A 25691-nucleotide genomic window follows, 5' to 3' on the forward strand; every position below is an offset into this window, starting at 1 on the left:
TTTTTATACTTAGTAATAAATTATTTGATGTGGTTAAGTATACTTAAGTTAGTTTTCTTGTAGTTATCAAATAAACTTCATGAATTGAATGTAAGTAAATAAAAAGAGCTTCTGGCTAATTAAGCCTACAATTCTTACCAGTTATATGTCGATGGCGAAAAAACCTTGTGCAAAGTTAAGAGCAATCTTAAAAAAAGTTTTACTTTTATACTGGCAAAATTTATTACCCTATTTTATGGATCTATTCAGTATTTATTCTTAATTGTTAAAATTTCATGACAAAACAGGTTGCAGCAAAACCCCTTAGTTAGTTACTGAGATGAGATAGCGATCGCCCAGAACCCAAAAATTCTATGGAATATTAAATGTTGATACAGATACCAATCTTAAGTAACAAATAAATCAATAGAAAAACGCGTCCCAAAATATGTCTAAGGTATATCTTTGGATGGATAGAATTAAAAATAACAATATGATACAAAGTCATCTCACAATAAAAAACTAAATCCAGCAATCCAATTGAGTTTTCAAGTCTGGCCTTTAGCCTCTGCCTCATCTCATCATTTACCTACTTTCCCAAGCTTTCCTATTCTTGACGGGAAAGAGCCTCATAGTGTTATAACGGCATCAGTCTAGATAAAAAATGGGTAATACCGATTGATGACTAATTACTCTATCCTGAGAGAGAGTTAAACTTAGCTTCTAGAGCAAATCCCGATCGGACACAAGTCTATCGGCAATGCTAACGCCAGCGCTGCTGAATATTTTTAAGCGAGTGGGTCAAGAGTGATGAATGAAGCTGACATCTTAAATAAGGGGACTGCGATGGAATCCCTAAATTCTGCTGATTCGCCACAATCAAAGCAGGCGAATTGTCCCTTCTACTCTGTTATGCCTAATGACAATACGGCGATTTCCCAATTGCCATTGCTCATGCCAGCTGAAGATACACAAATTTCGGAAGATACTACCCAGCAGGACTGGGTTGCAGAGCCTGACAGCGGTAAACAAGCACTTGTTGACTCCGAATTTCAGAAGTTGCTGGCATTGAACGAAGAATTGCGTGGGGCTAACAATCAGTTGTACGAACAAGTAGAGCAGCTAAAAGACAACCTCGCCGAATCTGAAAAGGTTTTGCAGTGGCAGAAAACGCGTTCCAGCGTCACCGAGTCCATGCTCAACCAACAAGCTCAGGAATTAGCTGCGGCTCAAGAACAGATAAAGTCGCTATTTCAACAATTAGAAACTGCCGTACAAACTGTTCAACGCCAAGAAGTTTTTATTGAAACTCACAAAGCACAGCTACAAATTAGTCAGCAACGCCTTGCCCAGCTAGAACGAGAATGTACGTTGCTACACACGAACAACGACGAACAGTCTCAGAAACTATTGCAATCAGAAAATGCTTGCCGCGAATTACGCACTAGACTCATGCGCCAACAACGCCAGACCTTGCAATTTAAGGCGGCTCTGGAAAAGTGCTTAGACACACCCGTTCCTGGCTATGATTCCCTAGAAGATACTGCAAAACATCCTAAAGATATCACTTCCACACAAGGAAGATTTTCTCGAAAAGCTCGTTCTTTGTTCCCCAATGCACAGCCAATTAAACCTTGGTCAGCAGAATCAGAATCCTTGAGTGATAATCCCAATCATTCTTGGGCAGAACCGTCACCAACCCTGCCATTCCAAACCAATCAACCCACTCCCACTTCTTCATCCTCTTGGAACTGGTCAGTAAAGGAAGACGTGACAAAATCAGCGCAACCACCTTCCTCTCCAGAAATTAATGATTCTCCAGATACAACAGAAACCGTTTCACCTGTAGAGTCATCAAACTTAAACCAGCAATTAGATAGTCTCATCCAAATGTTCTTTAACTCCCAGCCTGCATCTACATCATCAGCTACAGCGAAAACAGATGTGGATAGTAATGTGGCTGATGCCCCTGTGTGGGAAACTGTAGCAACAATTCTAGAAGATGATGGGGAAGTAGAAAATCCAAAACAAGAGCAGTTGCACATAGAAATCAACCCACCCACAACTACACCCACTTCATCTAGCCCCAAGATATTTGTCGAAGAAACTGAAGACTACTGGTCAGAAGTTCCACAAATGACACAGCCGGATTTACCGCCAGAATTGTTAGGCGACAATGCCAATGAAGCCAATTCACCCTCACCCGTAGTTTATCCCCAGCGTCCACCCAAAGGACGCAAGTCATTAGCATCTGTGGAACTACCGAATTTTCCACCCAAGGGGACGAAGGGGTGAGGGAGAGGCTTCGCCAAAGGGCAAAGGGGAAAGGAAAAATCCCTCATCTACCCTTTTCCCTTTTCCCTTTTCCCTACCCGAAGGGTTTTGCCCAATGCCCAATAATTAATGACTAAATTTCTCAATAATGGCTTTTGGGCTAGTTTCTGCGAACTCACTGGCGGATCGCGGTTTGCCTGTGGCGATGGCGTAGTTAATTGCTTGCAGGCGCAGCCATAGGGCCGGATTTCTCTTTTCTAGCCAAGAACCTACTTGGTTCAAAAACTGTGGGAACCAAGCACTCAGTAAAGTACTAATTAGGGCATGACGAGAAAAAGTCAAATAACTACCAAGCCATCGCACTAAGTCCTTAGAACCAGCAAGTTGCCAAATCCAGAGAAGCAAGGCTGGGTTTTTCTTGGCTGCTTTGAGTGCTAGGCGGTTAAAGGTAAACCAATCACATCTGTCTTTGATGAAATTATCTGCCACTTCTAGAGGTTCTTCTGCTAACAGTCCAAAGAAGGTGTTAAGCATGGCGTTCACTCGTTGCGGTGGTAAAAATTTCCCTGTGGGTACCATCATGCCTTTGGAAAATAACCATGTGACTGAAACGTTGGTTTGGTAGGCGCGAATTCGATTTAAGTGTTGGAAGCTCAATAAGTCATACTTGAGAGCTATATCCAAGAGTTTCGTTAAGCGCTCTAAGTTGCGAACCAGGGAACCAAAACCTGTGAAAATTAGGGGAGATTGCAGCGATGCAGCATCACCAATGGCAATTAAGCGATCGAAGGCGACTTGGCGATCGCTACTCCCAGTACTAAAATGCCCCGGTATATACCCAAATGTCGGCTTTTTCCATACCAATTTGTCCATATCGCATCTGCGATACTCTGGCAGTATTGTGAAAAAGTCTTCGTACATCTCCAGCAGGGAACCAGGGTTTTGAGCATTGACTTCGTGATAATGAAACAAATAAATCGTCAGTTCATCTCCTGCTGCGGGAAATAACTCCCAAATCAACTGTCTTCCCCGCGAAATATCCCCGTGGCTGTTAAGAACGTCTCCTAATTCCGAATCCCATACCTCCGGTGCAAATCCGCTCTCAATGACCGCTCCCACTGTGGGACACACGCTGTCAAAGGCACGGTTGCCATTTAATTGCCAAGCAATGGGGGAAGCTGTTCCCATCGCATCTACCAGTAGTCTACCACTTACTTGTTTTTCAATTTCACTACATAGATGCTTGACTTTTAAGACAACTTGTGATTCATTTATATCTGCACGGATAAACTCTGTTTCATCCCAAATTTGACCGCCTGCTGCTTGCAACTTTTGCCCACATAGTTGCAGCAACTTTTCGGAATCTAAGCCTAAATTCAGCACTGTGGGTGTGTGCAATACAGGCGATCGCAGTTTCCTTGGATTATTAGCATCGAAAAACTTATTGAATCCATCTTTGTATTCTCTAGCAATGATGGTATCTAACTCTGCGGGGGTGATTAAACCCAGGTTAAGCAAGCTTTGAATTTCATCGCGGGAAATATTCCATTCTCGGTTCATCCGCCCAAATGGCATTCTTTCCACCAGCAAGACTTTATATCCCAGTTTTGCCATCACTGCTGCATGGATAACGCCTAGTGCGCCACCAATGTAGATGATGTCGTATTGGGCATTGGTTATGGATTCCTTGTCTCCCTTGTCTCCCTTGTCTCCATTTCCCCAGTCCCCAGTCCTCGAAAACACCACCTGTTGCGGCTGCTGCGGATTTCGTACCCCTTGACGCCATCGCTGTTCCCACCAGTAGGCGCGTTTAAGGTCATATTCTCCGTTGGGCATTTTCTGAAAATACTTGACGGTGAGGGGATAGTAGGGAGCTAGAGCCTCAAAAATCGATTGCTGTGATAAATCAATTGCTGGGGGTTCAGGATAATGATGCGGAAAACGGCTTCTGATTTCTTTGGTTAGTTGTTGCAGGATTTCTTTTTCTTGAGGAAAGGGTTTTTCTGCCCAACGAAACACTTTTAGGTAAGTAGTTCGTTGCACTGACCAAGTAAATACAGAAAGTTCTTCAGGCAAGTTTTGGGAAATCGCCGCGCCAGCAGTTGTAGTAGCGTTAGTAATTTTGAGGCGGAAGCCTTCTGTTGTCAGCACTTTTTCCCCATATCCCGGCTGAAAATCTGTTTGCAACCACTGACGCACAGCAGCGATATCCGCAGTTGGAACTTCTAAATAAAGGATTTCTTTCATCTTTTCCTGACATCTCCGATGGATCTATTCACTTAGACAGATTTTATGAAGGCACGAAATAAGGTAAACTCCGCCCTAATAGTTACGTAAAGATTCGGTGAAGAAATTTTAAGATTTTGTCAAATTTATTGTTCATTTTGTAAAACTGTAAACCCACGCCATGAATTATCCCATTCCAGACAGCCCCCAGGAAATTGTAGCTCTGCGACAACAGCCCATTGATGAAGAATTAGTTGCCAGTGCCATCGCTGGAGTTGTTAAAATTGTCCGCGCTCAGGGTCAATCTTTGGAAGAATTAACTGCTCAGGTGTTAGCGGAAGATCCTTTGCTAGACCAGCAACAACGCCGTTGGTTGAGCCAGTTAGTTGCCCAAGCCTGGGAAAAGTTCTCTTAGAATTGTGCTATCTGCGGTTGAGCATATACATATATAGTAGGGAACAGGCAATAGGCAACACTTCTCTTGGAGACGCTCTGTGTAGCTTGCTTAAGAGTAGGGGTACGACAAGCTTCAGTGCAGCGCAGGAAACAAGCTTTAAAGTCTTAGTATCTGGGTTTTAGCGTAAGCTTATGTCCTAAACTATGCTTCAACTGCTATAAATATTAGAATTTTAGCGATGCCTGCGGCGGGCTGTGCCTACGCATTTTCGCTATTAGATGAGATGATTATCTGTCTGGATTGGCTTGTTACTTTAGATTCACGCCTCACAACAATAGGACTTAGGCAGTGATACGAAAAATCAAGAGCTTGGGGAAGGGTGTGGGGGTATAGGGCTTTACAACCCTTACACCCTTACACCCAGTCTCAACAGACAACCAAGCCTGCGTAAGTTCTGAACAAGCAACCAAATGAAAGAGATCGAGGTTAAGGTTGCTAAAGAAGCATACAAGGCTTTTAAACTTTCTTAAGGGGAAGGACTCCTGGCTTGCACTGGGAGTCTTTTTTTGTCAAGCTAGTGATTTTACCAAATTATTTTGATTATCAGGAAGAATTATTAATTTTAAAAGCTGATATAAAATAATAAAATTATTAAATTATCAAAACGTTAATAATGAACGCGTGTTCGCTTGTTTCGCAGGCGAATAATTGAGATTGTTGACATATTAGATAAGTGCCAAGACCAGAAAAATATATAAATTTCAACTAAAAATTACATTTAAGATTAATTAGATTAAACAAGTGGGCACGATAAAAAGAAACTATATAAAGAAAAATTAATTAGGCTACAACCTATTTATATAATAGATTCTGGTTGATAAACCTTTGCTAATTTAAACTAAAAATATTTACAACGACCCAGTTAATTATTAAAATCTTTGTCAAATTCTATGCTTTTTTATAGAATGAAAGAGTGTAATCAGCAGATATTGTATGGATAGTTAAGTATTGGAATAAAGCAATTTCATGAATATATAGATAACGACATTTATAGAAGATAAATTTATTAATTTTGCAATGACGAGCAAAGTAGCTAACTATTATAAAAATGTTCCAGAGGGTTATAGTAACGCTTTGACGTTAGTGTAACTGTTGCGTTACGAAGCTACACACAGCTAGAACGAAGCACCTTTACTTTTCTAGAAGGCAATGAAACGAGGTTGACCAGTTTAACTTATCAAGAATTACACCTATACAGTTGTGCAATGGCAGCTCAACTACAGCACATGAGTGCTTTACGTCCTTTTCTGCTCTCAAATACTCTTGCCCTGTTGATAAATGTAAAGTAGTATAAAAAGTTGCGATTTTTAAGTAAAAATTCTGATGGAAAACAGCACAAGTCAATCTATGAATCAGGCACTCCCAAACGAGGATGACCTCGTGGGCCGCTTCTTCCGACTGGCGATCGCCAATGTCCTCTCTAACATTATGGTACCGATGGCGAATACGCTGAGCGTGGCTTTCTTGGGTCATCTGTCAGAAATCCATCACCTAGCAGGGGTTGCCCTAGCAGGAAACCTGACTAGCTTGGTCTTTCTGCTTTTAAGCTCTTTACGAATGAGTACCACTGGACTGACTGCTCAAGCGGTAGGACGAGACGACCGGGAAGCAATGCTACTAGTAGTATTGCGTAATGCTTTAATTGCTTTAGTGCTAGGTGTTACCATCATCAGCCTAAAGTACCCTTTGCAAGAACTTGGGTTTAGCCTGCTCAATGCTAACCCACAGATCGAAGCTTCAGGTATTGCCTATTTCAACGCCCAAATTTGGGGAACGCCTGCCGTTTTGCTGAACTTCGTCTTGATAGGTTGGTTTATAGGACGGGAAAAAAATGGCTTAGTTGTGCTATTGTCCCTAGTTGGTAATGTTGCCAATATCGCACTTGATTACTTGTTAATTATTCGGTGGGGTTGGGAAAGTATGGGGGCTGGAGTATCTTATTCTACGAGCCAGTATCTGACTCTGTTGGTGGGATTAATTGTTTTATGCGTAGAAATCAAGTGGCAAGAATTACGAACTGTAGCTGCGAAAATTTTGGATACTTCAGCTATAATCTCCAGTTTTAACTTAGGTGGAAACATCTTTGTCAACAATTTTATTTTTATCTTAACTTTGCTAATCTTCAACTACGAAAGTGCAGCACAGGGGACAATTATTTATGCTGAAAATGCCTTACTCTTACAAGTAATTTTCTTGAGTAGTTATTTTGTTGAAGGAGTGGGATTTGGCACTGAAGCCCTGAGCGGAAACTTTAAAGCGAAACAAGCTTCCGAGCAGCTAGTAGCTTTAGTTAGGATTTCTGTGGGAACGAGCTTACTAGTGGGACTCATTTCCGCTCTTGTGTGTGTGCTATTTCCTCAAACTGTATTTGGGCTATTAACCAACCACACCGAAATCACTGAACAAATTGATATTTATGTTTTTTGGTTACTACCCATGTTGGGATTTAGTTCAGTTGCTTATATTCTGGATGGGTACTTCTTGGGCTTAACAGAAGGGCATACTCTTCGCAATGTTAGCTTTGCCTCCTTTGCTCTAGGATTTCTACCTGCGAATATCGCCGCCTTTTCTTTTCATACTAACACTAACCACATCTTGTGGTTGGCTTTGTCCTTGTTTTTACTAATGCGAATGGTGCTGTTTGGGATACAAGTACCGAGGACATTTGAATTCCAAATTCCGCACCCAACACTATCAGAATCGGTGATTAATGAAACACTTCCAGAAAATAAATTATGCAATTAACAATAAAGTTCACCACAGCATAAATTTATGGCATAAACAGTTCTGGATTGAGGTCTAAGAGACCATTTATAAAGTAAATCTTAAATATGGGAGGTAGGATGAGCGGCGGCTTCTGCGCTCATAACTGGCGTTGCATTATGGCTTTACTGTCACGCACAGATATACAACATGGTGCGTTAGGCGCTCATTTCATATTTATGGCGCTTGTTAATCTCGAAATACGTCCCTAACACACCCTACAAAAATTTTATTTTTACTTTATAAAAAGTCTCAATTAAAGCAGAGACTTGCACAATCATAATTAGGATGGAATTAAGACACTATTCGCAAAGTAACAAAATCATTAAAAAGTAGTATTACTTACCTTGATAGGATGAAAATGAAATAACAAAAAAATCAGAGTCACACTTACCGAGCTTTTCAGAAGATATAAGAAATCTAGTAGCTTGTCAAAGCTAAAAAGATCAAAATTTTAAAATTAAAAGGCTCTATACACGATTGAGTACAGTTGAATTTAAAAAGCAATTATTAATAAATCAAATCATGAGTTAGTATAATTTTAATTTGTAATTTGTAAATTACAAGCTATTATTAATTCATCTTTGAAATCTCAACTAAAGATGTCGCTGCTTATGAAGTTTAATACTGCTGAACATGGTTACGATCCTATCGCTAAAATCTATAATGAAAAAGTGGCTGCACAATGCTTCAAGAATTATTTACCAGCTATGGAAAAGTTGCTACTACCACATCTAGATAGTGAAGCGAACCTTCTTGATGTTGGCTGCGGTACTGGACAATTGGTAAAATATCTCATAACTAAAGGATATAAAGTAACTGGAATTGATATTTCCGAAGCAATGTTGAATTATGCAAGAATGAATGCTCCAGAAGCAGAATTTTTCATGGTTAGTGCAGTCGATTTAGATTTTACTTCTACTTTTGATGGAATCGTTTCAACAGGTGCTCTCTCTCATATAATGAACATTGAGGAAATAAATCGCGTTGCTCAGAACATATATAAAGCACTGAAGAAAAACGGAATATTATTTCTCAATATGTTTTTAGAAGAGATGTATCAGCAGTATTGGAGTGATAATTTTTATTTTGAAAAAAATGATGACCATGTTTCTATTACTCATACTACCCATGATGCAATAGAAAAAATAGCTAAGTGTAATTTGACTACTTTTTCATTAGTAGAGGATCGATGGAAACGCCTTGATATGACTTTTATAGACAAAATCTATACCAGAAACGAAATTCAGTTGGTCTTAGAAAAGGCAGGTTTTAAAGAGATCGGTATATTTGATGAAAAGCACGATTTGAAAATATCTGAAATGGCTGGCTCTACATATTTTGTTTGCCATAAGATGTAGCTAATATTTTTCCAGAGATCGGAAACAAACATTTATTAAGTATCTCTGGGAAAAATTAACCATAATTTTTCATAAGTGAGAAAAATATTCTTGTTTTATACTATTAGGACTTATATAGAATTCTTATTTGATTTTTGAAAAAAACTAGGTACGCTTCTACTTTCTTTTCCCTGTTAAGAGTTCCCTGTTCCCTCCCTATCGCGCTTGCGCTGCGCGAACGCGCACCACACAAGTATGTTCAATTATCAAATCGGATTCCTATATTAATTCGTAATATAGCAAGAGACTGGGGACTGGGTGAAAAGTCTTTTTGTATCTAATACCGATTCCAAAAATGTTTGCGACAGATACTCCACCCGCCTAACGGCACCCTCCCCTTAGCAAGGGGAGGGTTAGGGAGGGGTTTGTTCCATGTGTCGCATTCTTTTTTCAGATTGGTATAAGTTTTAGGATCTGTTGATGTCCTAACGGTCTTGTCTATTCCTATACCTATAAAGCCGGAAGTAAGCTACGTAATTTTTTAAAGTTCAGACATAGCTTTGGTTGCAAGGTTTGAATCTGTTGCCAGGTTTTAGCTCTCTTTGAGTCTATTTATTAGAAAGTAAAATAAAATTTTTGTAGGGGACTGACACAAAATTTACTTTATGAATGGTCTCTTTAATTACTCTTCCTAGATAAAATCCAAAATGCTTAGTTTTTCTAGACTTTTATAAACTTAAGTATAGGATAACGGGAGGCGATCGCCTCCCTTGTCATCAACTCTATCACACCACATAGCTATTTTTGTCAACTAGAAGCTTTCACGGCGGCTGCGGCTTGGGAGTGCAACAACAAACCATATTCCAGCCCTTCCACCACCGCTTGATAGGAGGCTTCCAAGATGTTGGTAGAAACTCCTACCGTTGTCCAGCGTTGATGACCATTGCCCGATTCTACCAACACGCGGGTTTTGGCAGCAGTGCCCGTATGTCCGTTGAGAATCCGCACTTTGTAGTCCGTCAAATCAAAAGTTGCAATTTGGGGATAAAAGTTCACCAAAGCTTTGCGTAAAGCCGCATCCAACGCCGCAACCGGGCCGTTACCTTCCGCCGCCTCCAAAATATTTTTACCATCCACAGCGACTTTGATTGTAGCTAGGGCGTTGCTGGCTTCTTTCCCCTCAATCAAGTCACAGTGGACTTGAAAACCTTTGACTTCAAAAAACTTGGGGCGTCCTCCCAAAGCTTCATGCATCAACAGGGCAAAACTGGCTTCTGCTGCTTCAAATTGAAATCCTTCACTTTCCAAATCTTTGATGCGCTGGAGAATTTGTTTAGCCTCTGCTTTTAATTGGTCTAATTCAATGCCAAAACTGCGGGCTTTAGCTAAAACATTACTGAGTCCCGATTGTTCGGAAATCACAATCCGGCGACGATTCCCCACTTGTTCTGGTTGAATGTGTTCGTAAGTCAGGGGATTACGTTCTACGGCGGATACATGAATACCACCTTTGTGTGCAAAAGCCGAACGTCCAACAAAGGGGGCGTGTTCATCAGGAGCAAGATTAACCACCTCACTCACAAAACGACTTGCTTCTGTAAGTTGTGTTAGCTGGTCTTCTGCGATACAACTATAACCCAGTTTAAGTTGTAAATTGGGAATCAACGAACAGAGGTTAGCATTACCACAACGTTCGCCGTAGCCGTTAATTGTCCCTTGTACCATCTTTGCCCCTGCCATCACAGCTGCCACGGCATTAGCAACGGCCATTTCTGAATCATTATGAGTGTGAATTCCAATTTGGGGCATTGTCATTGTTTCTTGACCAATGACGCCAGTTGCTTCAACGGAGGGAACCTCCGCAACGCACTGGCTCACTAATGACAAATGACTAATGACAGTTTGCACAATTTGGCTAACTTCGTGGGGTAAAGTACCGCCATTGGTATCACACAACACAAGCCATTCAGCGCCAGATGCCATCGCTGTTTCTAATGTCTGTAAAGCATAACTTGGATTGTGTTTATAGCCATCAAACCAATGTTCGGCATCATAGATTGTGCGACGCCCTTGAGAACGGAGGTACTCAATTGTGTCACGAATCATTGCTAAATTTTCTTCTAACGTCGTCTTGAGTCCAGCTGTGACATGTAAATCCCAAGACTTGCCGAAAATTGTTACCCAGCGAGTTCCCGCCGCCAGAATTGCCTGCAACATCGGTTCTTCGGCAGCAGTTGTATTGGGGCGTCGAGTCGAACAAAAAGCGACAACTTCTGAATGTTTGAGCGGATCTTCTTGGAGTTGCCAGAAAAATTGTACATCCTTGGGATTAGCACCAGGCCAACCGCCTTCAATAAAGGGAATGCCCAGTTGATCGAGTCTTTTGGCAATGCGTAACTTATCTTCTATCGATACAGATAGCCCCTCGCGCTGAGTGCCATCCCGTAATGTAGTGTCATAGAGCCAAAGTTGAGGAGAGTAATTTGTGGTCATAAAGCTCGGACTGACGAGACAACTTTCGAGGCAATATGTCAATATACAACAAAAAGCCAATTTGGCAATTTAAAAAATGCCTAAGGTACTAGCTCAAGGTAAAACAATTGAGTGCGAGCAAGGAAGTAATCTCCGCACAATTTTGCTGCAAAATGGTATTGACCTCTACAATGACGGTGCTAAGGTAATAAACTGTCGGGGTATTGGCAGTTGTGGTACTTGCGCGGTTAAGGTAGAGGGCGAAGTATCAGCTGTGAATTGGCGCGATCGCACGCGTCGTTCCCTTCCTCCCCATTCTCCTACAAAAGACTTGCGTCTAGCTTGCCAAACGCAGATTTTAGGCGACGTGAATGTAACAAAATTTGATGGATTTTGGGGACAAGGTTCTCGAATAGTGTGGACACCAAAAGGTTAAAAAGGAGTAAAACAAGATGGGTAGATGGACACCCCTAATATTAATGGCTGGAGGTCTAGCCATTCTGCTTGGTACATTACTAGGCATCAACTTTCCAATGGGCGTACAAACCGCCAACAATCCTGGTGGCAAAGCAGCAAAAGTTCTACCAGCTAATATTAATGTTAATAGCAGTGCTGGCAGCCAGAACAATGAAACTGCAACTGACGAAACTGAAACAACCCAAACAGAGGGAAATAGACGCTCTATTGTAGCCCCAAGACCCGACAACAGAAGTAGCGTTGCTCAAAATCCTTCTGATACTACAACAGAGGTTGATACAGAAACTTCTGGAACAGACACACCATCAAACACCAGTTCTAGCAACGAGCCAATTCGAGCTTTGTGGTAAAGGTTGTTAGTCTTTAGTTATTACTTTATTAGTTATGATTTATTAGTCATGCGCTAACGATCGATGGCTAATGAGCAATGACTAAATGACTAATGACTAGTGAAATTGTAATTATTGGTGGCGGTGTTATTGGTTTAGCGATCGCCATTGAACTTAAACTGCGCGGGACAAATGTCACCGTGCTTTGTCGTGATTTTCAGGCTGCTGCTACCCACGCCGCCGCCGGAATGTTAGCGCCCGATGCCGAAAAAATCCCCGATGGCGCAATGCGTTCCTTGTGTTGGCGATCGCGTGCTTTATATGCCGATTGGACGCGCAAACTCGAAGAATTAACAGGCTTAAATACGAACTATTGGCCTTGTGGTATCCTCACACCCGTTTTTGAAGAGGACACGGGGAAAGAGGACACGGGGACTCAGGGACGCGGGGACACGGGGAAAGAGGACACGGGGACGCGGGGACAGGGAGACACGGGGAAAGAGGACACGGGGACGCGGGGACACGGAGACACGGAGAAATTACTCACCGCGTCACCGCGTCACCCAGTCTCCGCGTCTTCTTCTTTCACCACGTCACCGCGTCACCCAGTCTTTGCGTCTTCTTCCCCCGCTTACTGGTTAGACAAAGAAGCAATTCACCAATATCAGCCGGGATTAGGAGTAGAAGTGGTTGGTGGCTGGTGGTATCCGGAGGATGCACAAGTTGATAATAAGGCTCTAGCTCATGTCTTGCGGATAGCGGCTGAGTCCTTTGGTGTTGAACTCAAAGATGGCGTTACAGTAACAGGATTTTTACAACAACAGGGACAAGTTGTTGGCGTGCAAACCAATGTTGGAGTAATTCGCGCCGCCCACTATGTTTTAGCTTCTGGTGCTTGGTCAAATGAGTTATTACCGCTACCAGTACGCCCCAGAAAAGGGCAAATGCTGAGTCTAAGAGTACCGGAATTGCAGCCAGAATTGCCATTGCAGCGAATTTTGTTTGGAGAAAATATTTACATTGTACCGAGACGCGATCGCTCTCTAATTATTGGCGCAACCAATGAAGATGTTGGTTTTACACCCCACAACACCCCAGAGGGCATTCAAACATTATTACAAGCTGCCATGCGGCTTTATCCGCAATTAAAGAATTATCCGATTCAAGAATTTTGGTGCGGATTTCGCCCAGCCACTCCGGATGAATTACCCATCCTGGGAGCAAGCCATTGTGAAAATTTAACCTTGGCCACTGGTCATTACCGCAACGGCATTCTACTTGCACCTGTAACAGCACTAGCGATCGCCGATTTCATTTTAGAACAAAAAACTGACCCCCTACTGAGTCATTTCCATTATTCTCGGTTCCAGTCCAAGCCATCTACCCGCACTCCCATGCTCACTCACTCGGCTAATTTCTCCAACGGACACCGTACCGCAGAGGCGATGAATCACGTCTCTACAAGCTCCCCATTAACTATTGCAGGCAAAACCTTCCAATCCCGCTTGATGACAGGAACTGGCAAGTATCGCAGCATTGAAGAAATGCAACAAAGCATCGCCGCCAGCGAATGCGAAATTGTTACCGTAGCAGTGCGACGAGTACAAACTAAAGCACCCGGACACGAAGGTTTAGCAGAAGCCTTGGATTGGCAAAAAATTTGGATGTTACCCAACACCGCAGGTTGTCAAACTGCCGAAGAAGCCATTCGAGTAGCGCGTTTGGGACGAGAAATGGCGAAATTGTTGGGACAAGAAGATAATAATTTTGTCAAGTTAGAAGTAATACCAGACCCTAAATATTTACTCCCAGACCCCATCGGCACACTGCAAGCAGCAGAACAACTAGTTAAAGAAGGTTTTGCAGTATTGCCGTATATCAACGCCGATCCAATGTTAGCCAAGCGATTAGAAGATGTAGGTTGTGCTACAGTCATGCCCTTAGCGTCGCCCATTGGTTCTGGACAAGGACTAAAAACAACCGCCAACATCCAAATCATTATTGAAAATGCAGGCATACCAGTGGTGGTAGATGCTGGCATTGGTTCCCCCTCAGAAGCCGCCCAAGCAATGGAATTGGGGGCAGACGCTTTGTTGATTAATAGCGCGATCGCTCTTGCTCAAAACCCCGCAGCAATGGCTCGTGCCATGAGTTTAGCAACAATCGCCGGTCGCTTAGCCTACCTTGCCGGCAGAATGCCCATCAAAGACTACGCCAGTGCTAGTTCCCCCCTGAGTGGAACGATTACTAGTTAGGGAATGGGGCATTGGGCATCGGGCATTGGGCATTGGGTATGGGGAAAGGGTAAGGGGGAAAGGGGAAAGATTAAATTTATTCCTTTTCCCTTTTCCCTTTAACCTTTTCCCTTTAACCTTTTCCCCTGCCCCTCATCTCCCATACCGATAAATGTAACGATTTGTCTATCAATTTTCGGGCGGTTCTATAATTTATGTAACATTAAATGAAGAATAAATATAAAGGAAATAATTCATGCCTTACACAACCGAAGAAGGCGGTCGCCTGAACAATTTTGCTAAAGAACCAAAGATTTATCAAGCACAACCTCCTACAGAAGGGCAAAAACGAACCTATATCTTACTAGGAATAGCTGCTATTGCTTTGGTTGGTGGCTTGATTTCAGTCGCTTTCTTAGTTTCCTAAAACGGTTGAATGTAAAACATTTTAATAAAATTTCATTTTTGTGGTTTTTCAGGTTCCTATTAAAAATGGAACCTGTTTTTTTATTAGTCATTGGGGAAACAGGAAGCGTTGACTGTTGACTGATGACTGTTGACTGGGGCAGGACTTACGCACTTGAATCCTCAAACCCAGATGCGGGCTTTAGAAATTGTTGTCTTTTTAACAGGACTTACGCAACGCCGATATTGTCATTGCGACCGAAACGCAGTGTAGGGAAGCAATCCCCGCGTCAGGGGGGATTACCACGCTATCGTTTGTAATGACGAAATTACGTTATTTTTGCGTAAGTCCCGTTTAAGAAGGGTTTAGGGAGAATCTGTGTTTCAAGCTTCAGTGGGTAAGCCCTAAAATAGTCTTGTCTGGAGTTCCAATATATAATTAAGGCTTTTAATCGAAAATTCTTCTTCAAAAGCTCCGCTCCCCACTGCAAGACCCTTCAGAACTATGAAGGAAATCTCTGCACCCTGGGGAAAACTACACAAGTGTCTACAAACTTTTCGCAAAATCCCAAATCCCTATTATCCTTAGCAGCAGAAGATCTACTTCCAAATCACTTTCATCATCAAATTTTTATTTGACTTCGATGCACCCACAAAGATGATGTACACTGCATTTTGGCTCTATAGCCGCCATGAGCGTGAATGATACTGCACACAACGATAATTTTACTTGGAATCGGCAAGTTTACCAGCGCTTAAAACTTGCTTTGAGTCTTGGTTTACGGCGACAACTTTTCTTGGCTGTATGTGATGATTTACACTTGAGAAACCAAGTAGCAGCACGTTTGCATTCTACATTGGCTTATCCTGTGGGACAAGTGCTATATCAGCCAGCAAATGCCCAAGAAAATAGCACTCCCGCTTATCCGCGATTAGTGACGTTACGTTTAAATTTAACCGATCCCAATCCTGTCGCTCAAATTAATCAATGGTTAGCCAATTATCCACCGCCAATTGTTGGAGCATCAAAAGATACTCCAGGAAGACCTTCTCCAATACCAGCATTTCAGATTGTAGGGGTGGAGCAGCTGACCAAGCAACCAGTGGCAACACAGCGTTTATTTTTGCATTATCTCCGGTTAAGCGAGCAATATTTCTCTACTCAAGAGTCTAGTCGATTCTTAGAATCTAACTTGGTGTTGTGGGTACCGCGTCCTTGGCTGTCTGCTATACAACAATCAGCGCCACAGTTTTGGCGTTGCCGTACTGGGGTATTTGTTTTTGCTGGGGAACCAACACCAGCAACTCAAAATTCAGGCTATCCAGAACGTCTTTCTAATTCTAGAAGTTTGGATGTGGGGAATCTTGAGCATTCAATTTTAGATGAATCTGTTAGTCAAGCAGAACTTAAACCAACAGTTAGTGAATTAAAATTTGAGAATAATTCTGATTCTCCAGCACAGACATCAAAAAATAGGCTAGATAAAAGCCAACAAGCAGTGCCATCAATCGTAGATTTATCAAAGACTGTGCCACAACAGCAAGAATCCGCTACTAGATCTGGCAGTGCAAACGATGGGCAATTGCTGTCTTCTTTGTCTCATATTAGCAGCGAATTAACGGAATTAGTATTTGCTTCAATCAACACTAAGATTATTCAAGATTCAGAAGAACGCTGGCAACCACAGCAAATTTTGTTGGATATTGAAGAATTACATGTACAGAAAGTTTCTGGAGAAATTCTTGCAGAAGCTTATCATCGCTTGGGTAACTTATACCGTCTTCGTATTGAGCAAGGAGAGTCAACTTTAGAAAACTTGATGGTGGCAATTATCGCTTATCAAGAAGCAATTAGTTACGACGAAACTTCACCACAAATCCCAGATATTTTGAATGACTTGGGTACACTTTATTGGATGTTATCCCGCACACCACCTAATTCTGAAGAGGGACAAACGTATATAGAACAAGCAATAGAATTTTATCAGTTGGCGTTAGATACAATTTCACCCGAAACACATACGGAAACTTACGCTCGCGTGCAAAATAATTTAGGGACAGCTTATGGTGATTTAGCTCGTTTTTCTCATGCGGCTGAAAATTGGCAACAAGCAGTTTTAGCTTATACCGAAGCCCTCAATTACCGGACAGCGGATATGGATTCATTAAAGTATGCTGCCTGCCAAAATAATTTAGGTACTGCTTACTGGCATTTAGGGCAATATAATCAACCAATTGTGCATTTAAAGAAAGCGATCGCAGCTTACAACCAAGCACTCGTACACTACAACCCCCAAGAGGAACCACTCAAATATGGCATGATTCAAAACAACATCGGTACTGCCTATTGGAATCTGGCACAATACGAACAACCCGCCGAAAATTTACAACAAGCTATTAATGTTTATAACGAAGCTTTGATATATCGCACTCCAGCTAATGTTCCTGGTGCCTGTGCTGCAACGCAAAATAATTTAGGGACAGCTTATTGGCATTTAGCAAATTTATCTCAAACCACTAAAGAAGCACGACAAAAATATCTCCAATTATGCATTGATGCTTACGAAGAAGCCATAGCTTTGGCTCATTCACTTAGCGGCAATCCTTTAAGTTTTGATTTGCTTGCTTCTCATAATAATTTGGGATTGGCACACCATCAGCTAGTAATCGACAAGTCTTTTAATGGTGATAAAATAACACGTTCTCAACATTTAGAAATAGCATTAGAGCATCATTTACAAGCTTTAAATGGATTGAGTAAACAACCAGAAGCTTATCAAACAACCTTTGCTTACATAGTGAAAACTATTCGGGCTTTTCATAATGAATTAGGGATACAGGGACAAAATCTGGCTTTATCGAAAGTTCCAAGTCAATTGTTGCCGGAGATTTTATCAAAGCTATAATTGAAGACATTTGAATGAAGTCTAAAATTCGGAAATTAGAACTCAATACGGTTCAGTTCAGGCTTAATTCTTTGTCAAAGTCAATTTTTAACGTAGACATTCCGGTGGCAATGACAATATCGGCGTTGCATAATTCCTAATGAGTTCTAAACAAGCTTTTGAAAGCTAAATTGGTCGATACCCACCAAATACTGTAAAGCTAAAATTTTTGTACCAGCAGTCCACATTTTGGAACCCTGCGGCTTCTAACCAACGAAGTTGAACATCTAAGGGTGTCATACAATCGTATTCCATGCGTTTTTGTGCAGCCTTAAGATCCTCGTGTGAAATACCCAAAGCAAGTACGGAATTCAGCCAGTGTTGACGATAGAGTTTTTCTAAATCAGTAGTTTTACCCAATACCTGATCGGCGTTAACAAACATTCCTCCGGGATTGAGAATATTGTAAATTTTTTGATAGAGACTTTGCTTATCAGAATCTGGCAAATGGTGAATGGATAAGGCTGATATAACAAGATCGTAGGAATCGCCCAAATCAACTTCTACATAGTTACCAATTAAAATTCGGGGAAATTTTCCCATCTTATTAAATCGCAACTGAGCTTTTTCCAGCATCTCAAAAGCTAAATCCAGTAAGGTAAATTCGGCATTAGGAAAGACTGATTGAACCATACCTGAGTAGAGTCCAGTACCAGCACCCAAATCTAAAATTTTCAGTGATGCCGAGCGATTATTTGGAATAATTTCAACTGCTGTTTTATAAAAATCATCAAAACAGGGTATTAAAATACGACGCAATTGATCGTAATCTGCGGCAGAGTTATTAAAAGCTTCTTGAATATTCATAATATTAATTGTTAATAGAGGCAATAGTTTTTATTTTAATAGATTTGACCTGCGTTAATATTTGTAACAAAAAAATGTCGCTTACTGATAACATGAGCAGTGGAGCGATCGCTATTCAACTGTGTAACCAAATGTAAACTTCACACCGCTAGCTATAACTGCGTCCAATTTCTGATAAAACAGATGTGGAACTGAGTCTGCTGGGGCAAAATAGAAAACATGACGAATGAATCGAATTCCTCAAATCTACCAACCCCAGAACCTATCCCCGAACATAACTTGCAGCCAGATGACTTTGACACTGGTGCAACCGAAAATCATCTCACCTCGGAAGCACTAGCCACACAACAAGCGCTAGCGGCTATTTCGTCTTTACAATCTCCGCAACACACTACAGCTCTTAAACAAGCTCGTTCTGGCTTTAGACAATCCCTAGCCAAGCAATTCACAGTCAAACCTAGAGCATTGCTGCTGATGTTTGTGGCGATCGCCGCAATTTTTCTGGGTATTCTTCTCAATAACTGGATTGTCGGTCTTGTGGGAACCCTGCTAACTTTGCTGTTATCCCTAGCAATATTATTGCCTTGGTTGCTAGAGGTTTTCGAGGAGTGGTTTTCACCTATAGAACGGACACTATTTGTCGGGTTTTTCGGGCTAATAATCGCCATCATCGGCTTGATTCGGTTTACAGGTATCGGCCATCGCTTACTTGCTGTAGGACGCCAGATTAACTGGGAAACTTCTGGTAGCTTAGCTGAATGGTTTGGGGCTTTAGGGCAAATTTTGATCGCCATCATTGCCGTTTACGTAGCTTGGCGACAATACGTAATTTCCAAAGACCTGACAATTCAACAAAATCTCTTAACAGTCCAGCAAAATATTATCACCCAGCAGCAAACGATTGATTCCTATTTCCAAGGCGTTTCCGACTTAGTATTAGATGAAGAAGGATTACTAGAAGATTGGCCTCAAGAAAGAGCGATCGCAGAAGGACGCACTGCGGCAATTTTAAGTAGTGTTGATGGCAGTGGTAAAGCCAAAATTCTCCGCTTTCTCTCTCGTTCCAAGCTGTTATCACCCCTAAAACGGGACAGTCGATTAGGTAGAGCTATTCTCGATGGTATCGGTGGTTACGCAGAAGACCGTGTAGAAGGTGTACGTGTCATCGATTTAGGGGTAATGCTTGCAGCAGCCGACCTTTCTGGTACCGATTTGCGTTGGACTGACCTCAGCGAAGCTAATCTTGTCCGCGCTAATCTAGTTGGCTGTGACTTAGTAAAAGCCAACCTCTCCCGCACAATTTTATATGAAGCTAATCTTACTGGTGCAGACTTTAACGGAGTTCGTCTATTCTACGGTGTAGTAGATAAAGCATCACCCCGCAGTCGCACCGAACCACCAGATTATCAAACAGGCGAACAAACTGGCGCTGTGGTGGAAAGAGCCGATTTCACCGACGTGCAAAGAATGTCTGATTCCGTTAAATACTACTGTTGTGCTTGGGGTGGCGAAGCAACCAGAGCCACTATTCCTGGTGGTTGTGAAGGTATTCCCAATAAATTGGGACGATAGTTTAGCGTTTCCTAGTCTGCTGAGATACAAATCTCTGTGTACCTATGATTTGTAAGTAGAAAACAGGGAACAGGGTACAGGGAACAGACAACACATAATAACTACTTACATATATGGTGATGAAAAATGTTTTCATCTGGGCTGTCTTGAAAAGTTCGGATCTAATACCAATTTGAAAAAATAATGCAACACATAGACAAGACCCCTCCCCAACCCTCCCCTTGGCAAGGGGAGGGTGCCGTCAGGCGGGTGGGGTATCTGTCGCAAACATTTTTTGAATCGGTATAAGGCTTCCTTGGATCGAAACTTTTCGCTGCACCTTACTCCGCGTCCCTACCCTGCGGGTTCAGCCTTTGGCGGTATGCGTTTCAAAATATTATCCGTACCTCGTCACTGTTCTCCGCAGCCAGAATTTGAATCATGAATTACAGCATTTTTCATCTAAAGGGCTAGGAGATGCTCAGTCAACCGTCAACCGTCAACCATCAACCCCCCAGTAATTCTCGCCTTCAGGTAGAGTAAGAATTTCAACGCCATCTTCAGTCACAGCTAAGGTATGCTCAAATTGGGCAGAAAGCTTGCGATCGCGCGTTACAGCAGTCCACTTATCACTGAGAACTTCAACTTCGTGAGTCCCTTCGTTAATCATTGGCTCAATGGTAAAAACCATCCCTGGTCTGAGTCGCTTGCCTTTACCCCGCGTGCCATAGTGGGGAATATCCGGCGCAGTGTGAAAAATATTACTGATGCCGTGTCCCACAAAATCCCGCACCACAGAAAAACCTTGTGCTTCGGCATACTCTTGAATAGCTGCACCAATGTCGCCAATGCGTGCCCCTGGTTTGACTTCCGCAATGCCCAAACGCAAACACTTTTCTGTCACCTCCACCAGCTTTTTCGCTACTGGGGATGGAGTACCAACAAAGAATGTCTTGGATGTATCGCCATGATAACCTTCAACAATGGGCGTCACATCAATATTAATGATGTCACCGTCCTTGAGGATTTGCTTGCCATTAGGAATACCGTGACAGATCACCTCATTTACACTAGTGCAAATTGACTTGGGATAACCTTTATAACCAAGGGGTGCGCTTTTTGCTCCATGCGCTTGCGTCCAACGTTCGGCTTCATCATTAAGTTCTAGAGTGCTAACCCCTGGCTTTACCATTGGTTCGAGATGTTTGAGAAGCTTGGCTGCTAAGCGTCCTGCTTGACGCATTTTGTCTAATTCTCGTTGGGATAATATAACAATAAATTCGGTTTTCATGTTAATCTAAACATCTTTCATATATATAGTTAACCCTGACAGTGCAGCTCTTTGGGCAGCATCAGCAACTTTGAGGGTATACAAACTTTCTTCTGGGGTCACGTACAAAGGAGTGCCATCAAAAAGATGGTCTAACACCATAATTGTGTCTTTGGCGAACAAACCCCGACGGGGGCCAATCTCTATAGGTGTTGTTTCCCCTGGCTGGATGAAAGCTCCTGTGTCACCATCCAAAATTAAAGCACCCTTTTCACCGTGAACTTCAAACTTGCGTTCTGACTGCCAAACAGTTTCGCCTTTGGCATAGACTACTTGGGCTAAAAGTCCACTGGTAAAGCACAGTTGACTAGTGCATAAACAGGCTTGATAATATTCTGATTCTGTTTCCCAATATCGCTGGTGACAGTTAACACTAAATACTTTACCAAACAAATCAGTTAGACGATGTAGGCGCGACAAGGCACCAATTAACGGAAAACCGAAAAGCTCATGATTATAAGTCCATTTCCTGGGTGCAGGATTCTGGGGATTGACGGTGCTATAGCGGACATAAAATACTTCACCAATTTTGGCTAAATTTTGCTTCAAAGCTTGATGCACGCCACCCAAAAGTTCCAGGTGTTCCACGTGCAAAAGTTTGTGTTGAGCTTTAGCCAAGGCAATCAGTTCTTCAGCTTCTACCACATCCAACGACAGTGGATACTCGACAATAACATGTTTACCGTTGGTAAGTGCTGCACGAGCAATCTCACCATGATCGCGATTCACAGTGGAAATCACCACTAAATCTATATCTTGGCGTTCTACTAGCTCTTTCCAAGAACTCAAAGCTACAATTTCGTACTCTCTAGCAAAGCTTTGGGTTTTTTCTGGGTTATGACCAACAACAGCGACTAAGTGCGATCGTGCAGCTCGCCGTTCCTGCATTCGCTCATCATTCAGCAACGCCTCAGCCCGAAACTTTGCTGCATATCCAGTACCTACTAAACCTACACGCACTCTTGCTTTTTCCAAAGTTGCTTCTGAATTATACACGATCCTCACTAGTTCTGGTTTTTATCCTCTAATGACTGTTGAGTGATGAGTGATGACTGGGGATTTGTTATTTATTCTTCCCTGCCCAATGCCCAATACTTCTCTGCGAGAGGCTGCACCAACGGCTACGCTCAGTACAAGTGCCCAATGCCCAATGCCCCATCACACCCTGACTAGACTCAAGAATATATAAACAAAACTTATTCGTAGGAAGTAACTAAATTTCATTACTAATCGCGGTCAATTTAAAGTTACATAGTCTAATTTTTCTCGTAGTATCAGAATTGAAGCAAATATTAAAGGGCGGCTAATCCTATGAGATCGACCGTGGTATTTGCTTTAGCATAACTTATACTGCCGTTTCAAAAAGAGAGGATTACCTGATGGCAACTTATAAGGTCACACTGGTAAACGAAGCTGAAGGGCTAAACAAAGTCATTGATGTTGATGATGATACATATATCTTAGACGCTGCTGAAGAAGCTGGTCTTGACTTACCCTACTCTTGCCGTGCTGGTGCTTGCTCCACCTGTGCAGGTAAACTCGTATCAGGCAGCGTCGATCAAAGCGATCAGTCATTTTTAGATGACGATCAAATAGAAGCTGGATACGTACTCACTTGTGTTGCTTACCCAACCTCTGATGTCACAATCGAAACTCACAAAGAAGAAGAACTCTATTAAGAATTAGGCCTTTCAACAATAAATCTCTTGCAAGAGTTACTGATGTTCAAATAATACAAGCAACGAAATTGGGAGAAATATTCTCCTGATAGTATGTGTCCTTTCTCATGATAGTTTGACGAAAAGCCTAATCTTAAACAAAGCAGGAACACAATCAACGTTATGTTCCTGCTTTATTAATATGCGTATTGCTCCAACCCCGCCAATAGCAATGTTCTATTATACAGTACTTAACTGTATAAATGCGTAAAACTTGGTGAATTTTCCCCGACCCCACTCCTTACAACAGTCAACAGTCAACCCTGAAAACGGAATAATTTATTTTTTGCAGTTCCCTAATTCACTTTACAGCTTAATTTCTGGAGTGAGAATTTTAATCTCAGTACCAGGATAGTAAAATTGCAGAATTTTCTGATTCGGCCAACCGAGTTTAGCTAAATTTTGAGCGCCAGTTTGACTCAAGCCGACTCCATGTCCTAATCCACCACCAATAAAGGCGTATCCCCATAGTTCTGGTTTACCTTTGTTTAAAGGTTCTATATAAAAAAGTGTACTTGTGGGAGCAGCAAAAGCACTGCGAACCTCGTCTTTATGAAGAGTAAAGGTACTTATATCAGTTTTGACTGCGAGTTCGAGGATGCGTCCACTCTCGCTTCGTTTCACCACAGCCATAGCTTGAATTGTCTTAAATTTGGCATGAGGGCTATTTTTAGAAAGCAAAAATTTCTGTAAATCCTTGATAATGTCCTCTAAACGGGTTTCTCTGCGCCAACGAAACACGTTCCACTTGCTTTCATTAAAACCTTGCTGTATGTTAATAAATTTTTGGAAGTTCTTTTCATCGGCTAAACTTTGCTTTGATAAGTTCCAAAGATTAGTAGCAGCATCAACTACAGGACGCAGATAAGGACGATCCTCACCATTCCAGACATCACTGAAGGAGGCGGTGACACCACCAGTGGTGGAAGAATACAAAGCGTCTATTAGTTCGTTTTTATAAGTTAGTACTTTACCCCTAGTTGCAGCGATCGCTTGGTCTGTTTTGGCTGCTGCTCCATTCAATCCATAATAAACTTGGCAGTGTGTATCAGCACACAACTGATAGTTATCTGCGGCAAACCTACGTAAATTTCTCAAGGCATAAGTACGAGCCAGAATTGTTTGCGCTTCTAAGGCTGCTGTTGGTGCATTAGTACCTATTTCATAAGGCACAACCCCACGTAAATAAGTTTCTAAGGGTACTTGGTTAACTAAAGTGTATGTACCATAAGCGTTTGGTTGTAAATTTAGCCGTCCTGCATAGAGACGAGCATTCTCTGGTTTATCGCTTTTATTTACCCGAATCAAGTTTTTCTCGGTGCTAATTTCTAACTCATTGGGGTTGTAGTGCTTACCATCCACTACCCAAGTCACTCGCGGCACTTGTTTCAAAATTTTGGTATCAAGATATGCTTTTTCTTGATTAGTAGCTTGGATGTTCTGCAACAATATGCGTCGCAATAAAGGAGTGCTGTAAACGTCGCGTTTCGCCCAAACCTGCCAGCGTTCTGGCTGGGCTATTTCCACTTCCATTCCTTGGGAGCGCCATTTTTTTGCACTGTCCTCCGCAGTTTCAAAGGTGCGGTATGTACCCAAGACCACCACTTCTTCTACTGCTGGCTGGGGTAGAGTTTGCATCTGTGTTTCCAACTTCACAGGCTTATTGGTAACCACAACTTGCTGCTTGTTACCCGTTTGAAATTTTAGCTTTAAGCGATCGCCCTTTGTCGCTTCCAATTGCAGTTTCGCTGTGGGTTCGGCACCAAATCGCTGCACAATCCCAATTTTCAGTTCCACATCCCGAATATTGCTCTCAGGCCCCGATGCCCCAGTTAGCCCCAATAAGCTAAATGTCGCCACCAGAGTATAGGAAAAACGCCAAAAGGAAAATTTCATAGCTACCTGATTCTGCCCTGGAATGCGGCGTTGGAGCTGATTTTCCAATTGCTTTGTTACCCGGTCTTTTTGTCGCATGAGTGCTCCAATGATACCATTACCAGTTTTGCCCCAAATAAATATCAGTTGCAAAACAAAGTCATAACGATTATGATTTAATAAAAGGTACAAAACAGAATTAGTTGATAAACTCCTTATGGTTAGAGTCCAAGAAATTCCATTAAATCAGATTAAACGCCCGTTGCCCCGTACAAACGATCCAGATAAAGTAAAAACCTTAATGGAATCGATTGCGGAGATTGGGCAGCAAGAACCGATAGATGTCCTAGAAGTAGATGGACAATATTATGGCTTTTCTGGTTGCCATCGGTATGAAGCTTGCCAGCGTTTAGGCAAAGAAACCGTTTTAGCCAGAGTTCGTAAAGCACCCCGTAGCGTTTTGAAGATGCACTTGGCATAGAAAATGGGAATGGGGATAGCCGGGGACG

General features: G+C 42.1%; 18 protein-coding genes. 12 read left to right on the top strand and 6 right to left on the bottom strand.

Annotation, left to right across the window (positions count from 1 at the left end; genetic code table 11):
- The first annotated feature begins 789 nt into the window (after window positions 1–789).
- Window positions 790–2274 (top strand): hypothetical protein, encoded by a 1485-nt coding sequence (locus tag GNE10_RS10750; protein WP_185565177.1) that lies wholly within the window; start codon window positions 790–792, stop codon window positions 2272–2274.
- A gap of 105 nt (window positions 2275–2379) precedes the next feature.
- Here the strand turns inward: GNE10_RS10750 and GNE10_RS10755 are convergent, their stop codons facing one another.
- Window positions 2380–4500: an NAD(P)/FAD-dependent oxidoreductase gene (locus GNE10_RS10755; RefSeq protein ID WP_185565178.1), complete on the bottom strand. Its 2121-nt coding sequence runs from the start codon at window positions 4498–4500 to the stop codon at window positions 2380–2382.
- A gap of 160 nt (window positions 4501–4660) precedes the next feature.
- Here GNE10_RS10755 and GNE10_RS10760 point away from each other — a divergent pair, with 160 nt between their 5' ends.
- The 3 genes from GNE10_RS10760 (at window position 4661) to GNE10_RS10770 (ending at window position 9060) form a co-directional block, all read left to right on the top strand.
- Window positions 4661–4894, top strand: coding sequence for a hypothetical protein (locus GNE10_RS10760; protein WP_099071943.1), 234 nt, complete (start codon window positions 4661–4663; stop codon window positions 4892–4894).
- A gap of 1389 nt (window positions 4895–6283) precedes the next feature.
- Window positions 6284–7681: a guanitoxin biosynthesis MATE family efflux transporter GntT gene (gntT, locus tag GNE10_RS10765; protein ID WP_260446857.1), complete on the top strand. Its 1398-nt coding sequence runs from the start codon at window positions 6284–6286 to the stop codon at window positions 7679–7681.
- Window positions 7682–8313: 632 nt separating this feature from the next.
- The gene (locus GNE10_RS10770) at window positions 8314–9060 is read left to right on the top strand and encodes a class I SAM-dependent methyltransferase (protein ID WP_185565180.1); all 747 of its coding nucleotides are present in this window, start codon (window positions 8314–8316) and stop codon (window positions 9058–9060) included.
- Between the two features lie 786 nt (window positions 9061–9846).
- Here GNE10_RS10770 and cimA read toward each other — a convergent pair.
- The gene (gene cimA, locus GNE10_RS10775; protein ID WP_185565181.1) at window positions 9847–11532 is read right to left on the bottom strand and encodes a citramalate synthase; all 1686 of its coding nucleotides are present in this window, start codon (window positions 11530–11532) and stop codon (window positions 9847–9849) included.
- 76 nt (window positions 11533–11608) lie between these two features.
- Between cimA and GNE10_RS10780 the strand changes: the two genes are divergently transcribed.
- From GNE10_RS10780 to GNE10_RS10800, 5 genes are all read left to right on the top strand, one after another.
- Entirely contained in the window at window positions 11609–11947 is a 339-nt protein-coding gene (locus tag GNE10_RS10780) for a 2Fe-2S iron-sulfur cluster-binding protein (protein WP_099071945.1), read from the top strand.
- 16 nt (window positions 11948–11963) lie between these two features.
- A complete protein-coding gene (locus GNE10_RS10785) occupies window positions 11964–12338 on the top strand; it encodes a hypothetical protein (protein ID WP_099071946.1) in 375 nt (124 codons plus the stop codon).
- A gap of 92 nt (window positions 12339–12430) precedes the next feature.
- Window positions 12431–14572 carry a thiazole synthase gene (locus GNE10_RS10790; RefSeq protein ID WP_185565182.1) on the top strand — a complete coding sequence of 714 codons (2142 nt, stop codon included), beginning with the start codon at window positions 12431–12433 and terminating at the stop codon, window positions 14570–14572.
- A gap of 235 nt (window positions 14573–14807) precedes the next feature.
- A complete protein-coding gene (gene psb34 / locus GNE10_RS10795; RefSeq protein WP_143861837.1) occupies window positions 14808–14978 on the top strand; it encodes a photosystem II assembly protein Psb34 in 171 nt (56 codons plus the stop codon).
- A 670-nt stretch (window positions 14979–15648) separates the two neighbouring features.
- On the top strand, window positions 15649–17862 hold the full coding sequence (locus GNE10_RS10800; RefSeq protein ID WP_185565183.1) for a tetratricopeptide repeat protein: 2214 nt from the start codon (window positions 15649–15651) through the stop codon (window positions 17860–17862).
- Window positions 17863–18027: 165 nt separating this feature from the next.
- On the opposite strand, the gene GNE10_RS10805 is transcribed toward GNE10_RS10800, so the two are convergent.
- Window positions 18028–18708, bottom strand: coding sequence for a class I SAM-dependent methyltransferase (locus GNE10_RS10805; RefSeq protein ID WP_185565184.1), 681 nt, complete (start codon window positions 18706–18708; stop codon window positions 18028–18030).
- 219 nt (window positions 18709–18927) lie between these two features.
- Here GNE10_RS10805 and GNE10_RS10810 point away from each other — a divergent pair, with 219 nt between their 5' ends.
- Window positions 18928–20280 carry a pentapeptide repeat-containing protein gene (locus GNE10_RS10810; RefSeq protein WP_185565185.1) on the top strand — a complete coding sequence of 451 codons (1353 nt, stop codon included), beginning with the start codon at window positions 18928–18930 and terminating at the stop codon, window positions 20278–20280.
- Window positions 20281–20758: 478 nt separating this feature from the next.
- Here the strand turns inward: GNE10_RS10810 and map are convergent, their stop codons facing one another.
- Complete coding sequence (gene map / locus GNE10_RS10815) at window positions 20759–21550, bottom strand: type I methionyl aminopeptidase (RefSeq protein WP_185565186.1); 792 nt, start codon at window positions 21548–21550, stop codon at window positions 20759–20761.
- 6 nt (window positions 21551–21556) lie between these two features.
- Entirely contained in the window at window positions 21557–22585 is a 1029-nt protein-coding gene (locus GNE10_RS10820; RefSeq protein WP_185565187.1) for a Gfo/Idh/MocA family protein, read from the bottom strand.
- Between the two features lie 383 nt (window positions 22586–22968).
- On the opposite strand from GNE10_RS10820, the gene GNE10_RS10825 reads away from it, so the two are divergent.
- Complete coding sequence (locus GNE10_RS10825; RefSeq protein WP_099072949.1) at window positions 22969–23268, top strand: ferredoxin; 300 nt, start codon at window positions 22969–22971, stop codon at window positions 23266–23268.
- Window positions 23269–23613: 345 nt separating this feature from the next.
- Here GNE10_RS10825 and GNE10_RS10830 read toward each other — a convergent pair whose 3' ends face one another.
- Complete coding sequence (locus tag GNE10_RS10830; protein ID WP_185565188.1) at window positions 23614–25281, bottom strand: SpoIID/LytB domain-containing protein; 1668 nt, start codon at window positions 25279–25281, stop codon at window positions 23614–23616.
- A gap of 118 nt (window positions 25282–25399) precedes the next feature.
- Between GNE10_RS10830 and GNE10_RS10835 the strand changes: the two genes are divergently transcribed.
- Complete coding sequence (locus GNE10_RS10835) at window positions 25400–25663, top strand: ParB N-terminal domain-containing protein (RefSeq protein ID WP_185565189.1); 264 nt, start codon at window positions 25400–25402, stop codon at window positions 25661–25663.
- Window positions 25664–25691 lie beyond the last annotated feature (28 nt).

Origin of the sequence: Nostoc sp. 2RC (assembly GCF_014222165.1) — a bacterium.
In the GTDB taxonomy this organism is placed as follows: Bacteria; Cyanobacteriota; Cyanobacteriia; order Cyanobacteriales; family Nostocaceae; genus Nostoc; species Nostoc linckia.

Bases quoted from the DNA above. Each gene is read 5' to 3' on its own strand.
- GNE10_RS10750 (WP_185565177.1), top strand. From the start codon at position 790: ATGAATGAAGCTGACATCTTAAATAAGGGGACTGCGATGGAATCCCTA.
- GNE10_RS10755 (WP_185565178.1), bottom strand. From the start codon at position 4,500: ATGAAAGAAATCCTTTATTTAGAAGTTCCAACTGCGGATATCGCTGCT.
- GNE10_RS10760 (WP_099071943.1), top strand. From the start codon at position 4,661: ATGAATTATCCCATTCCAGACAGCCCCCAGGAAATTGTAGCTCTGCGA.
- gntT (WP_260446857.1), top strand. From the start codon at position 6,284: ATGAATCAGGCACTCCCAAACGAGGATGACCTCGTGGGCCGCTTCTTC.
- GNE10_RS10770 (WP_185565180.1), top strand. From the start codon at position 8,314: ATGAAGTTTAATACTGCTGAACATGGTTACGATCCTATCGCTAAAATC.
- cimA (WP_185565181.1), bottom strand. From the start codon at position 11,532: ATGACCACAAATTACTCTCCTCAACTTTGGCTCTATGACACTACATTA.
- GNE10_RS10780 (WP_099071945.1), top strand. From the start codon at position 11,609: ATGCCTAAGGTACTAGCTCAAGGTAAAACAATTGAGTGCGAGCAAGGA.
- GNE10_RS10785 (WP_099071946.1), top strand. From the start codon at position 11,964: ATGGGTAGATGGACACCCCTAATATTAATGGCTGGAGGTCTAGCCATT.
- GNE10_RS10790 (WP_185565182.1), top strand. From the start codon at position 12,431: ATGACTAGTGAAATTGTAATTATTGGTGGCGGTGTTATTGGTTTAGCG.
- psb34 (WP_143861837.1), top strand. From the start codon at position 14,808: ATGCCTTACACAACCGAAGAAGGCGGTCGCCTGAACAATTTTGCTAAA.
- GNE10_RS10800 (WP_185565183.1), top strand. From the start codon at position 15,649: ATGAGCGTGAATGATACTGCACACAACGATAATTTTACTTGGAATCGG.
- GNE10_RS10805 (WP_185565184.1), bottom strand. From the start codon at position 18,708: ATGAATATTCAAGAAGCTTTTAATAACTCTGCCGCAGATTACGATCAA.
- GNE10_RS10810 (WP_185565185.1), top strand. From the start codon at position 18,928: ATGACGAATGAATCGAATTCCTCAAATCTACCAACCCCAGAACCTATC.
- map (WP_185565186.1), bottom strand. From the start codon at position 21,550: ATGAAAACCGAATTTATTGTTATATTATCCCAACGAGAATTAGACAAA.
- GNE10_RS10825 (WP_099072949.1), top strand. From the start codon at position 22,969: ATGGCAACTTATAAGGTCACACTGGTAAACGAAGCTGAAGGGCTAAAC.
- GNE10_RS10830 (WP_185565188.1), bottom strand. From the start codon at position 25,281: ATGCGACAAAAAGACCGGGTAACAAAGCAATTGGAAAATCAGCTCCAA.
- GNE10_RS10835 (WP_185565189.1), top strand. From the start codon at position 25,400: ATGGTTAGAGTCCAAGAAATTCCATTAAATCAGATTAAACGCCCGTTG.